Source organism: Neobacillus sp. NPDC093182, from assembly GCF_044754045.1.
The window spans coordinates 198,319-211,688 of the sequence record NZ_JBIVOI010000010.1 but is presented as its reverse complement, the minus strand read 5'-3'; the positions used below and the strand labels follow the sequence as shown (position 1 = coordinate 211,688).

Genomic DNA, 13,370 nt, shown 5'->3' with positions numbered 1-13,370 from the left:
TAGGTGATACATATGTTTTTCAAATTTGAAGAGCGACTCCTTGTCCTAAGGGGCAAAAAATGTTGTTAAAAACGATACTTGAGCACTAATTTTCGAGTAACACCAGTTGGTTTATTAGTAAATGTCCAAATGGGTTTCCTTGAACTAAGAAAAAACCTCTCTAAATTCCTCTGATTAAGGAATTTCACGAGAGGTTTGTTTTATATGTTGCTCTTCGAAAAATATTTCCGAGTATCTTCACGTACTTGTTTGGATAAGACTCGATTCAGCTCCTCATTTAACCATGCAAGTGTTTTACTTTGCAAAAAATCACGCATTTTTTCCTCTGCAGAGAGCATAACTAATCAATTGATAGTACAAGAGGCACTTGGGGAGCAGCCTTTTTCTCTATACAAATAACCATTATCTTTAATATTTTTACACTGGAAAATCGGCTTAGGACCTTCAACGGCTTCAATTACATCCCAAAACGAAATTTCTTCTGGGGATCTAGCAAGTTTATAACCACCCTTAACCCCAGGAACTGAACTTACAATACCAGCCTTAGATAATTTACTAAAAATCTTGGAGAGATATGTATCTGAAATACCTTGAAAATAAGAAAGTTCCTTTATTCCAGTGGGAGAATCTTCAGGAATATCAATTAAATAAACGAGGCAGTGAAGTGCATACTCAACTCCAATACTATACTGCATTAAAAACACCTTCTTCATAAATAAAAAGTAATTGCGTAAATTAATCTTAGAAATGTTTTATTTCTTTGTCAAACATACTTTTGTTTCAATTATGCACTTAAGGTTGACAAAATAAAACAAATACCCTATTATAGATAGTGTTAATCGGCGATTAACATTGTCTGTAATTGTTGTTTAAAACACTATCTTCAATTATTTATTGAATAAACTTTTTTAGGAGGTAATTAAATTGAAACAAAAAATTGATTATTACAATGCAGCACCAGAAGCACTTAAAATAATGATGGAAATGGAAAAATATACGAAAACTACTGGTATAGATCGTAAACTTCGTGAACTTATAAAAATTCGTGCTTCTCAAATTAACGGCTGTGCATTTTGTTTGAATATGCACACAGCAGATGCTCGAAAAATGGGTGAAACAGAACAAAGAATATATTGTGTTAGTGCTTGGGAAGAGTGTGAATTCTATACAGAAGCAGAAAAAGTAGCCTTAGAGTTGACAGAGCACGTGACATTAATCCCGACAAAACGTGTTCCAGATGAGCTTTATCAACGAGTGCGTGAACACTATGACGAGAAACAGTATGTTGACCTTGTTCTAATAATTAATCAAATCAACAGTTGGAATAGAATTTCTATTGCAATGGGAAATATAGCAACTGAAAAATAATTATACCTGAGCATCCTAGTTTGTTTGCTGCCATTTTCATTGTTTATCTTTCTAATGTGAGTATGAAATAATAATCAGTATAAAAAGGGGAGTTCAAAAAATGATTAAAATGGAAAAGAAATTGTACACGGCTACAGTAAATGTTCAAGGCGGAAGAGAAGGCAAAGCGGTTTCCAGCGATGAGAATCTTAATGTGGACCTGAGATATCCCAAGGAATTAGGGGGTAACGGAGCTGGAACAAATCCGGAGCAACTGTTTGCTGCAGGATTTGCCGCATGCTTTGAAGGGGCGATCGGTGCTGTTCTTAGAGAAAAGAAGATTAAAGCAGAAGGTACAACAATTGTTTCTCATGTTACACTCGGCAAGGATGCGAACGACGGCTATGTACTAGCAATTACTATGGACATCACTATTAAAGGCGTACAAACCAGCGTTGCTGAGGAAATCGTTGCGGAAGCTCATAAGGTTTGCCCTTATGCCAAAGCAACACATGGCAATATCGAAGTAATCTCGAACGTTGTTGGTTAATCAGCGCACCAAGAGTATAAAATAATAATCGAGTATGAAAGGGGAGTTCAAAAAATGATTAAAATGGAAAAGAAATTGTACACGGCTACAGTAAATGTTCAAGGCGGAAGAGAGGGCAAAGCGGTTTCCAGCGATGAGAAACTTAATGTGGACTTGAGATATCCCAAGGAATTAGGGGGTAACGGAGCTGGAACAAATCCGGAGCAACTGTTTGCTGCAGGATTTGCCGCATGCTTTGAAGGGGCGATCGGTGCTGTTCTTAGAGAAAAGAAGATTAAAGCAGAAGGTACAACAATTGTTTCTCATGTTACACTCGGCAAGGATGCGAACGACGGCTATGTACTAGCAATTACTATGGACATCACTATTAAAGGCGTAGAAACTAGCGTGGCTGAGGAAATCGTTGCGGAAGCTCATCAGGTTTGCCCTTATGCCAAAGCAACACGTGGTAATATCGAAGTAATCTCGAACGTTGTTGGTTAATCAGCGCCTAGGATTTCTTAGTCATATCCAAGGGTGCTTACGTTCACATTGACTACCTATATAATTAGACCAAATAGTAAAAAGGGCAACCAGAAATATTTGGCAAACCTTATATTACGAACGGGCGCATATCATTTTGTTTGAATATGCACGCAGCAGATGCTCGAAAAATGGGCGAAACAGAACAAAGAATATATTGTGTTAGTGCTTGGGAAGAGTGTGAATTCTATAGAGAAGCAGAAAAAGTAGCTTTAGAGTTGACAGAGTACGTGACATTAATCCCGACAAAACGTGTGCCAGAGGAGCTTTATCAACGAGTGCATGAACACTATGACGAAAAACAATATGTTGACCTTGTTCTAATAATTAATCAAATTAACAGTTGGAATAGAATTTCTATAGCAATGGGGAATATAGCAACTGAGAAATAATTAGGTATTATGAGAGACCAACCAGAAGGGCAATCATACAAGAGACATGCAAGGGAGAGGAAATTCATTAGGGGGATTAGTATCATAAACGAAAAAATGATATTGGATCAATTGGAATTTGCTCGCAATGTTACATTAAAGGTGGCACAAGGCATTACGGAAGAGAACGCAGACGTTATCCCAAATGGATATCCCAATTCACTACGCTGGCAGTTAGGTCATATTAATGTTTCTGTTGTGGGAATAGTCTTTCATTTTGCAAATGAAATTCCGAACCTGCCTGAAGGATATATGGAATTATTCAAAACGGGGACTCAGATCCACTGGATGGAATATAACTCCGCCTTCAATTGAAGAGATTCTTCCATTATTATCTGAACAAGTAAAGCACGAAAAAGAAACGTTTACCGGGCGACTTGATGAAAAAATTGTACAACCATTACTAATTGGATCATTAAAACTAGAAACCATTCGTGTACTTCTTTCCTACGCTTCATTCCATGAGAGTGAGCATATTGGCATAATAAAAAGCTTAAATAATCCTCTTAAAGTGGAAAAATAGATAAAGTCATATGAAATCGACAAACAAGTTTTTTCCCAAACAGATGGCTGTATTCATTCTTTCTTCTATGGAAGGTGCATTGGTCTTCAGTAGATTATATACAGATATGCGATATTTAGAGTTTTCATGCAGATAAAAGGGATTCATTTTTAATACTTTTAAATTTATATTTTTTTGGACAAAAAGAGACCATTTGGTCTCTTTTTGTAGGATTTATATATCAGTACATAAAAGATGTTCTGTGTGGACATAAATTATGGCTTTTTTTGTTAGTTATTTCGGCTACTCGATTTTACTGACTAAAATAAACTTCCTTTATAAGTTATTTATTGAGAATTGAAAAATTCGTGAAAGTAGGAAACATCATGAAAAGAATGCTATGGGTTGTTCTTATGATGTAGTGTGGAGCTGCTTGGTGTTTCAGCCTACCGATCACACGAAACCCAAACGGCATTGTTCAATTACTATGTGAAAAGGATGGCTATGAGAAAGCCATTACCTATAGTGCGCCACCTGGAACGATTGAGCACGAAACGCGGCATTACCTTCGAAGAATACTATAACGGGATTCCAGTTAATGACTAATCTGTACTTGGATTCTCTGTATATAATCTTCACTTTGTTGTGTGTTTTTCCTATGTTGATATAGTCAGTTTTTACCATCTAATTTATTAATCACTTCAATCAAAAATCTTGTATTGTTAATAATTCAGAATACTTATACTATTATGTAGTCTTTACCAAATACAAAGGAGGTATAGTTGTAAGCTGTATGATAACCATGCAACTTACAGGGCTATCGGTTATTCAAATGAAAACTTGAGAGGAGTTTCCCCCATTTGAAAAATAGTATATGTAGGTTGCATTTTTCTTTAAGTTTACTAGTGTCTATCATTCTCTTCATCAGCCTTGTCCTACCCAGTATAGCAGTAGCACAAGGAGTTTCTACGGAGAGTAAACCACTTTCGGAAATTAACAACACATCTATTGAAAATTAGGTAGATTCCTAGTTTATTAAACAATTCAAAGATCAAGATCAGAATACCAGAATACCTTTATTTTAAAGTTTAAAGAACAGGCGGATACCAATCGAGTTGCTCTCGAAAAAGCAGAAAAAGCGAAGAAACAGAAACTAACGGAAGTAAGCACGAAACTTCAGGTCCGTTCCGCTGTCTTTTCGTCATTACGAAATATTGCTCTAGAAACACAGGCTGAAGTCATGGAGTATCTGAAGGAAGCAAAGCAAAAAGGAGAAGTGAAAGGCGTCCAATCGTTTTATGTTGTGAATGCGATAGCGGTGACAGCAACCAAGGCTGCGATGGACAAATTAGCAGCCTTTCCGGAGGTAGCAAAAATTCTGCTGAATGAAACGCGGCAAATCATTACACCTATTTCAAATGATAAAACGACATCTGCTGCAAATTCATCCTCGGTGGAATGGGGAGTTGAACGAGTCGGAGCCCCTCAAGTATGGGATATGAGAATCGATGGTGCAGGGATCGTAGTGGCCAGTAATGATGGGACCATTCTGCTTTAATGGAAAAATACTGTGGATACAATCCAGCGAATCCCAAAATCTATGGACCGTTCATCCTTTATTATCCATTAATATTCTAAACCATCTATTATAAAAAATACTGGTTTGCTAGAAAAAAGAAGAAAGTGAATGGTCTCTATTTTCAGAATTTATAGAAATCTAAATGATGTGTTTATAAAGTTTATAAAAGGAGGATTCAAATGAAAGAGTTAAAAAGGAGAAAACCGAATATAGCAGCTTTTTTGATGATTTTTCTTTTATTAGTAACAATCTTTCCTGTAAAAGGCGTTGCGGTTCAAAACGGAGTATCAAATCCAGACACGATGGAAGGAAAGGTGGACCCGGAGGTAATACAAGCTTTTGAAAAAAACAAGTATACGAATGTGATAATAGAATTAAAAAGCCAAGCGGACGTAGGGCAAATCGCTAATCAAGCTCGGGAAGAAGCTAAGCAAGTGAAGGCTACCAGCTATCAAGAGAAACTCCGCGTCCGTTCAGCTGTGGTGTCAGGACTACAAACGAATGCTGAACAAACCCAGTTTACTATCAAGGATTTTATCCGTCAAAAGAAAGCGGAAGGCAAACTGAAGGATGATCAATCTTACTACATCGTAAATGCGGTTTCATTTACATCCACGAAAGAGGTTGTGCAGGAAATCGCAGCCTTTCCAGAAGTCAACCATATTTACCTAAACGAACGGCATGCTTTGCCAAAACCGAAGACATCTGAAGTCCAAAAATTAACAAATGAGCTGCCATGGAACCTGGAAAAAATACAGGCAAAAAAGGCATGGGAAAAAGGGTTGGATGGATCAGGTATCGTGATTGCAACGTTTGATACGGGGGTTGACGTCAACCATCCGTCACTTAAGAACCAATACCGAGGACTCAATGCGGATGGCACCATGACACACACCTACAATTGGCTGGACTTGGTGGGAGATAGTCCTGTTCCAAAGGATTTAATTGGACACGGTACACATGTGACAGGGACCATGGTGGGCTATGATCCGGAAACAGGCATGCGTACTGGAGTGGCTCCAGGGGCACGCTGGATTGCAGTTAACATATTTTCAGAATATGGCGCACTGGATACAGACTTGATAAAAGCAGGAGAATGGCTTCTCGCCCCGCTGGATGAACAGGGAACACCACATCCAGAAATGGCACCGGACATTATTAATAATTCATGGGGTGCAAGTTCTAATTTGAATGAATGGTTCAGATCGGTTGTGAAGGCATGGGTCGCAGCAGACATTACACCTGTTTTTGCCGCAGGAAACCACGACGGTTCGACGACTCCCATCGGGCCAGGTTCTATCGTCAATCCAGCGAATTACCCGGAAACCGTTGCAGTTGGCTCAACGGATTCAGCCAACCGAATCTCTGCGTTTTCCTTAAGGGGGCCTTCTCCCTATGGAGGCAGTGAGATAAAGCCGGATTTGGTCGCACCAGGGGAAGCGATTCTTTCAACCCTCCCAAATAACGAATACGGATTGTCATATGGGACCTCCATGGCTACACCACATGTGTCTGGCGCCATTGCCATCTTAAAACAAATGCAGCCAAACATGCCGATAGACAAGCTGAAAGAAACGTTGTATGCCGGATTGATTCCGTTATCCGATTCAGACTATCCATCTTCTCCGAATGACGCCTATGGGAGAGGGCTGATTGACCTAACAGGAATGGTTAAGAGCGGTTCTAACGGGGTAGGAAGTCTAGCAGGTAAAGTAGGTTATAAAGCTGTTGATAAAAAGAAACCGGTAGCCAGCCATGAGCCTCTTCCTTATGCTTATGCGAATGCACCTTTAAAACTCTCTGTACAAGCCTCTGACGATTTAGCCGTTGCCAAGGTGGAACTTCATTATCAAGTCGACGGAACACCTGAGCAAACATCAACTGGCTCACTCTTTAAAGGCAACTTTAACAGCGGTTCCTATTCAAGTGAACTTCCTTTAGAACAAGTAAGAGGGAAAGAAATTACGTATTATTGGAAAATTACGGACTATGCTGGAAACAGTACGAAAACCGCCCCTGTTCGCCTGCTCCTGAAGGAAGGGCTGTCAGTCGGCTATGCAACAGATTTTGAAACAACACCTGTTGGGTGGTCAAGTACCGGTAGAAACAATTCATGGAATTGGGGGAAGGTCATGCCGACGCATATCCTGAAAGCGGCATCTGGGACTAATGCGTACGCAACCTCAATCCCTAACTGGAGAGATAACATCGAAAATAACTGGAGTTATAACAATAACGAGGAATCCATGCTTACTATGCCTCCGATCCAAGTTAAGAAAGGAGAAGCGGTGTTTCTTAACTTTAAACAGACCTTTGGATTTCCGTTTTTGATAGGGGCGAATGATTACGGACAAGTGCTCGTTTCTGAAGACATGAAGAACTGGCATGTGGCGAAAACAAACGAAGGGCATTTATACACAAAATGGGAAGCTATTTCTGTCGACTTGTCTTCCTTCTCAGGGAAAACGGTATATGTAGCTTACCGTTTCCATTCCGATAGTGACAAAACAAATTTAGGGTGGTACTTAGATGATGTTGCCATAGAAGCCAAGCCTTCCGGCGACGTCTATCAACCCTCCGCATCAACGACTGCATTAGAACCAACTTTGGGGGCTGCAAGGCAGCAAGGCAACGATGAAAAAGTTCTTGTCCCACTTAGCGCCCACATACAGATTGTTGAAAATGGAAGGCTATTAGCGACCGATCCAACAGATGGCAGCTTCCGCATAAATCTGCCAGCAGATGAATACCACCTGCTAGCCGAGGCGTATGGCTTTAAGCAAAAGATTCAAACGGCGAGTGTAACGAAAGATGCATCGACCAATGTTTCTATACAGTTGTCCCCATTAGATAAAGGCATCGTCAAGGGAACCGTAAAGAGCAGCGAATCCAAAAAAACAATCAAGGGAGCCACGGTGAAACTTATTGAAGACGCCGCTGTCGCCCCGGTAAAAACAGATACAAGCGGTAAATACTCGCTTACTCCTTTTGAAGGAACCTATACGCTTGAAGTGAGTGCCCCATATTTTCATACGTACCGGGAACAGATTGAAATCAAGGGCAATGCCATCCGTTCAATCGATATCAACTTAAAGCCTTATATCGGTACAGAAGGTGAAATCAGCTATGATGATGGCTCAGCTGAAAATGTCTTTCCGGTCAGTGGAGTAGACGAGGCCGCATTAAAAATGTCATTGAAGGATGGACAGGAGCAAGCATTACTGACTGCTGGCCTGTTTTATATCGACCCACGCTGGTATAACCCGGGCGGGGAAAATTTTCAAGTTGATGTATATGATGCCACTGGACCTGAAGGAGGGCCTGGAAAGAAATTAACGGAATCTATTCCTGCAAAATCGGATGTAGTTCCAGGCTGGGTCCGAGTAGATCTTAGCCCTTACTCCATTTATGTACCGAAGGAATATTTCCTTGTATTCAGCACCCAAGGTCCATCTCCATTTGTACCGACTCTAGGTATGGATAGCAGCAGCGCGTTCTCAGACCGCTTATGGTGGAAAACTTACAAACAGCCGTGGCGTAAAGAATCTGGTGGTGCTGGTCCCCTGAATGGAGTTGGTCCTGAAGCAGTAGGTACAGGTAATCCGATGATTCGCTCAGTCGTTTCATATGAAACCAAATAAAAATCTATTAAGCTGGAGACATAACAGCATCTATAATGAATGCATTTGAAATAGGATTAGAACCTTTGGAACATGATTGCCGGTTCTTGGATGAAATCTCAGAACCTGTCATTGAAACACCACAGGATAATAATAGTAAGATAGATTGAAAGATTATCAGATTGTAGGAGTGACAGTTCACCATCCAACTAAGTGCGTGAGCTGTCACTGCTCAAACTGATCTCAGAGTGGACAGAGAGCTATTACCGTTTTAAATAAAAATGAAACGTTCAAAGGGGAATAAAATCTTGGAACTGAGACAATTAGAATACTTTATGGCCCTATGTGAAGAGCTGCATTTTACAAAGACTGCTGAAAAACTTAGAATTGGTCAGCCTACCTTAAGCTATCAAATGAAAGCGTTAGAGGATGAACTTGGTGTTCGTTTATTTGATCGCTTAGGAAAAAAAATAGCAATCACGGAAGCCGGCGAAATCCTTTTTGAACATTGCAAAAAAGTGTTCGAAAATTTAAAATTTGCTACTGAACAAATAGAGGAGCTGCAAAATGTGAAAAGAGGGAAATTAGTCATAGGGGCACTTTCTGGTGACCTAAGTCTTATAGCCTCCAAGGTTTTGTTAGGGTTTCATGCTGAGTACCCTCACGTTCAGATCCAGTTTTTCTCGACAGATGACCCTATAGAAAAGGTAAAACAAAACGAAATTGATTTGGCTCTAACCTTCTTGCCAAGACCAGATGAGAGTTTTATCCAAATTCCTTTATACGAGGATGAATTCTATTTAGTAGTCCGAACGGATCATGCTTGGTCTGTGAGAGACGAAATTGAGTTTCGTGAGATTCAGAATATTCCGCTAATATTAAATCCAATAGGTCATTGTTTTAGGAAATTATTTACGGATGCGTGTCTATCTGCTGGGATCGTCATCCACCCAATCATTGAATCATCCGATTCAAAGGCGATATTGGAACTAGTCGAGGAAGGGATAGGGGCTACCATTATATCTAGTACACTCTTTTCACTGGAAAATACAGGGAGTTTAAAGGCTATCAAAATAACGAATCCAGCTTTCATTAAGGAAGTGACTATTGTCCACCATAAACAAAAATATATTGGAACAGCTGCAAAAGGTTTTATCGAAATATTAAGGAACTTTATAAATGAGAATAAGGCATTAGAGGAGAGCTATAAATAAGCACAATTATCCAAAGCTTGAAAACACAGTTATCCAAAGCTTGACAATAGAATCTGGCAAAAAGTTTGGTTAAAGGAGGGTTCAAATGAAAGGGTTAAAAAGGAGAAAACCGAATTTAGTAGCTTTTTTGATGATTTTTCTTTTACTAGGAACAATCTTCCCAGTAAAAGGCGGTGCGGTTCAAAACGGAGTATCGAATCCAAACCCAATGGAAGGAAAGGTGGACCCGAAGGTAATACAGGCCTTTGAAAAAAACACGTACACGAATGTGATTGTAGAATTAAAAAACCAAGCGGATGTTGGACAAATCGCTAATCAAGCTCGGGAAGAGGCTAAGAAAGCGAAGGCTACCCGCTATCAAGAGAAACTCCGCGTCCGTTCAGCTGTCGTGTCAGGACTACAAACGACTGCTGAACAAACACAGTATCATATCAAGAATTTTATCCGTCAAAAGAAAGCTGAAGGCAAACTGAAGGATGATCAATCTTACTACATCGTAAATGCGGTTTCATTTACATCCACGAAAGAAATTTTGCAGGAAATAGCAGCCTTTCCGGAAGTCAACCATATTTACCTAAACGAACGGCAGGATTTGCCTAAACCGAAGACATCTGGAGTCCAAAAATTAACAAGTGAGCTACCTTGGAACCTGGAAAAAATTCAGGCAAAAAAAGCATGGGAAAATGGGTTGGATGGATCAGGTGTCGTGGTCGCAACGCTTGATACTGGGGTGGACGTAAACCACCCGTCTCTTAAGAAGCAATACCGAGGACTCAATGCGGATGGCACCTTTACACACACCTTCAATTGGCTGGACTTGGTGGGGGACAGTCCTACTCCAATTGATGCACATGGACATGGTACACATGTGACAGGGACCATGGTTGGCTATGACCCGGAAACAGGCACGCGTACCGGAGTGGCTCCAGGGGCACGCTGGATTGCAGTTAACGCATTTTCAGAAAATGGCGCTCTGGATACAGACTTGATAAAAGCAGGAGAATGGCTTCTCGCCCCACTGGATGAAGAGGGAACTCCTCATCCAGAGATGGCACCGGACATTATTAATAACTCATGGGCTGGCAGTTCTTCCTTGAATGACTGGTTTAGATCGGTTGTGAAGGCATGGGCGGCTGCCGACATTACACCGGTTTTTGCCGCAGGAAACGACAGCTCTTGGACGCCCGTCGGGCCAGGTTCTATAACCAATCCAGCTAATTACCCTGAAACCATTGCAGTTGGCTCAACGGATTCAGACAACCGAATCTCATGGTTTTCCTTAAGGGGGCCTTCTCCCTATGGCGGCAGTGAAATAAAGCCGGATTTGGTTGCACCGGGGGAAGCGATACTTTCAACCCTCCCAAATAACGAATACGGGTTGTCATGGGGGACCTCCATGGCCGCACCACATGTGTCAGGCGCCATTGCCATCTTAAAGCAAATGCAGCCAAACATGCCGATCGACAAGCTTAAAGAAACCTTGTATGCCGGATTGATTCCGTTATCCGATTCAAAGTATCCATCTTCCCCAAATGACGCCTATGGGAGAGGGATGCTTGACCTAACAGGTATGGTTAAGAGCGGTACTAACGGCGTCGGCAGTCTAGTAGGAAAAGTAGGTTATAAAGCTGTCGATAAAAAGAAACCAGTAGCAAGCCATGAGCCTCTTCCATATGCTTATGCTAATGCGCCATTAAAACTCACTGTACAAGCCTCTGACGAATTTGCAGTTTCCACGGTGGAACTTCATTATCAGATCGACAGAGCACCAGAGCAAACATCAAATGGCAAACTTTTTAAAGGCAACTTTAAAAGCGGTTCCTATTCAAGTGAACTTCCTATAGAACAAGTAAAGGGGAAAGAAATTACGTATTACTGGAAAATTACGGACTATGCGGGAAACAGTACGGAAACCGTCCCTGTTCGCCTACACCTGAAGGAAGGGTTGTCGGTGGGGTATGCAACAGACTTTGAAACAACACCTGTAGGGTGGTACAGTACCGGTAGAAACAGTTCGTGGAATTGGGGGAAGGTCATGCATACTTTTCTGGAGGTGCCTTCTGGGACCAATGCGTACGCGACCGCGAACCCTGACTGGAGAAATACCGATGCGAACTGGAGTTATAACAATAACGAGGAATCCATGCTAACTATGCCTCCTATCCAAGTCAAGAAAGGAGAAGCGGTATTCCTTAACTTTAAACAGACCTATGGCTTCAAAACTTTGACCTTCCGAGGGATGGATGATTGGGGCCAAGTGCTTGTTTCTGAAGACATGAAGAACTGGCATGTGGTTAAAACATTCGATGAGCATTTAGAGACAAAATGGGAAGCCATTTCTGTCGACTTGTCTTCCTTCTCAGGGAAAACTGTATATATAGCTTACCGTTTCCATTCCGACAGTGCGGTAACAAATTTAGGGTGGTACTTAGATGATGTTGCCATAGAAGCCAAGCCTTCCGGCACCGTATATCAACCCTCACAATCAACGACTGCATTTGAACCATTTGGGGAGGCTACAAGGCTACAAGGCACCCATGAAAAACAAGTTCTCATCCCACTTAGCGCGCAAATACAGATTGTTGAAAATGGAAGGCTTTTAGCAACCGATCCAACGGATGGCAGCTTCAGCATGAAGCTGCCAGCAGATGAATACCACCTACAAGCCGAGGCCTATGGATTTAACCAAAAGATTCAAACGGCGAGAGTAACGAAAGGTGCATCGACGAATGTAGATATACAGTTATCTCCATTAGATAAAGGCGTCGTCAAGGGAACTGTCAAGAACAGCGAATCCAAAAAAACGATTAAGGGTGCAACGGTGAAACTCATTGAAGACGCCGCTGTCGCCCCGGTAAGAACAGGTGCAAACGGCAAATACTCGCTTAACCCTTTTATAGGAACATATACGCTTGAAGTGAGTGCCCCTTATTTTCATACCTACCGGGAACGGATTGAAATTAAGGGCAATTCCATCCATTCAATTGATATACACTTAAAGCCTTTTATAGGTACAGAAGGTGAAATCAGCTATGATGATGGCTCGGCTGAAAATGTCTTGTTGGTCTCTGGTGCGGACGAGGCCGCAGTAAAAATGTCATTGAAGGATGGACAGGAACAAGCATTGCTGACCGCCGGCCTGTTTTACATCGACTCACACTGGTGGAATCCGGGTGGGGAAAATTTTCAAGTTGATGTATATGATGCCACTGGACCTGAAGGAGGGCCGGGAAAGAAATTAACGGAATCCATTGCTGCGAAATCGGATGTCGTTCCTGGCTGGGTCAGAGTAGATCTTAGCCCTTACTCCATTTACGTACCGAAGGAATATTTCCTTGTATTCAGCACCCAATATCCAGATCCATATGTGCCGACCCTTGGATTTGATCTGAGCAGCCCGTTCTCAGACCGCTTTTGGAAGCTTTACAAAGGCGAGTGGAATAAAGTAGAGGAAGGGTCGGTGATTGGACCATTTTCAGCAGGTTTAGATGCAGCCAATCCGATGATTCGCTCCGTCGTTTCATATGAAACCAAATAAAAATCTATAAAGCTGGAAACAATGAGAGAAAAACGATTCAAGTTCAGGTAAAATAGGTTGTTGTATA

The 13,370-nt window shown here is 41.4% G+C and carries 8 protein-coding genes and 2 pseudogenes; 9 read left to right on the top strand and 1 reads right to left on the bottom strand.

All coding sequences use genetic code 11. The annotated features are described in order from the left end of the window. Positions 1-200 precede the first annotated feature (200 nt). Positions 201-695, bottom strand: a pseudogene (locus ACIQAA_RS19130) (RrF2 family transcriptional regulator). Between the two features lie 229 nt (positions 696-924). Between ACIQAA_RS19130 and ACIQAA_RS19125 the strand changes: the two are divergent. The 9 genes and pseudogenes from ACIQAA_RS19125 to ACIQAA_RS19085 all read left to right on the top strand — a co-directional run bounded on the left by ACIQAA_RS19125 (position 925) and on the right by ACIQAA_RS19085 (position 13,303). After that, complete coding sequence (locus ACIQAA_RS19125; RefSeq protein ID WP_402622362.1) at positions 925-1,368, top strand: carboxymuconolactone decarboxylase family protein; 444 nt, start codon at positions 925-927, stop codon at positions 1,366-1,368. 100 nt (positions 1,369-1,468) lie between these two features. Further along, positions 1,469-1,897 carry an organic hydroperoxide resistance protein gene (locus tag ACIQAA_RS19120; RefSeq protein ID WP_402622361.1) on the top strand — a complete coding sequence of 143 codons (429 nt, stop codon included), beginning with the start codon at positions 1,469-1,471 and terminating at the stop codon, positions 1,895-1,897. Positions 1,898-1,951: 54 nt separating this feature from the next. Further along, a complete protein-coding gene (locus ACIQAA_RS19115; RefSeq protein ID WP_402622359.1) occupies positions 1,952-2,380 on the top strand; it encodes an organic hydroperoxide resistance protein in 429 nt (142 codons plus the stop codon). A gap of 131 nt (positions 2,381-2,511) precedes the next feature. Next, a pseudogene (locus ACIQAA_RS19110) lies at positions 2,512-2,811 on the top strand (carboxymuconolactone decarboxylase family protein); the annotation flags it as partial. A 102-nt stretch (positions 2,812-2,913) separates the two neighbouring features. Next, on the top strand, positions 2,914-3,165 hold the full coding sequence (locus ACIQAA_RS19105; protein ID WP_402622358.1) for a DinB family protein: 252 nt from the start codon (positions 2,914-2,916) through the stop codon (positions 3,163-3,165). 1,427 nt (positions 3,166-4,592) lie between these two features. Next, positions 4,593-4,910, top strand: coding sequence for a hypothetical protein (locus tag ACIQAA_RS19100; RefSeq protein WP_402622356.1), 318 nt, complete (start codon positions 4,593-4,595; stop codon positions 4,908-4,910). A gap of 200 nt (positions 4,911-5,110) precedes the next feature. After that, positions 5,111-8,572, top strand: coding sequence for a S8 family serine peptidase (locus tag ACIQAA_RS19095; RefSeq protein WP_402622354.1), 3,462 nt, complete (start codon positions 5,111-5,113; stop codon positions 8,570-8,572). Positions 8,573-8,859: 287 nt separating this feature from the next. Next, positions 8,860-9,765 carry a LysR family transcriptional regulator gene (locus ACIQAA_RS19090; protein WP_402622353.1) on the top strand — a complete coding sequence of 302 codons (906 nt, stop codon included), beginning with the start codon at positions 8,860-8,862 and terminating at the stop codon, positions 9,763-9,765. An 85-nt stretch (positions 9,766-9,850) separates the two neighbouring features. Next, complete coding sequence (locus ACIQAA_RS19085) at positions 9,851-13,303, top strand: S8 family serine peptidase (protein WP_402622351.1); 3,453 nt, start codon at positions 9,851-9,853, stop codon at positions 13,301-13,303. Positions 13,304-13,370 lie beyond the last annotated feature (67 nt).

Bases quoted from the DNA above. Each gene is read 5' to 3' on its own strand.
- ACIQAA_RS19120 (WP_402622361.1), top strand. From the start codon at position 1,469: ATGATTAAAATGGAAAAGAAATTGTACACGGCTACAGTAAATGTTCAA.
- ACIQAA_RS19115 (WP_402622359.1), top strand. From the start codon at position 1,952: ATGATTAAAATGGAAAAGAAATTGTACACGGCTACAGTAAATGTTCAA.
- ACIQAA_RS19100 (WP_402622356.1), top strand. From the start codon at position 4,593: ATGGAGTATCTGAAGGAAGCAAAGCAAAAAGGAGAAGTGAAAGGCGTC.
- ACIQAA_RS19095 (WP_402622354.1), top strand. From the start codon at position 5,111: ATGAAAGAGTTAAAAAGGAGAAAACCGAATATAGCAGCTTTTTTGATG.
- ACIQAA_RS19085 (WP_402622351.1), top strand. From the start codon at position 9,851: ATGAAAGGGTTAAAAAGGAGAAAACCGAATTTAGTAGCTTTTTTGATG.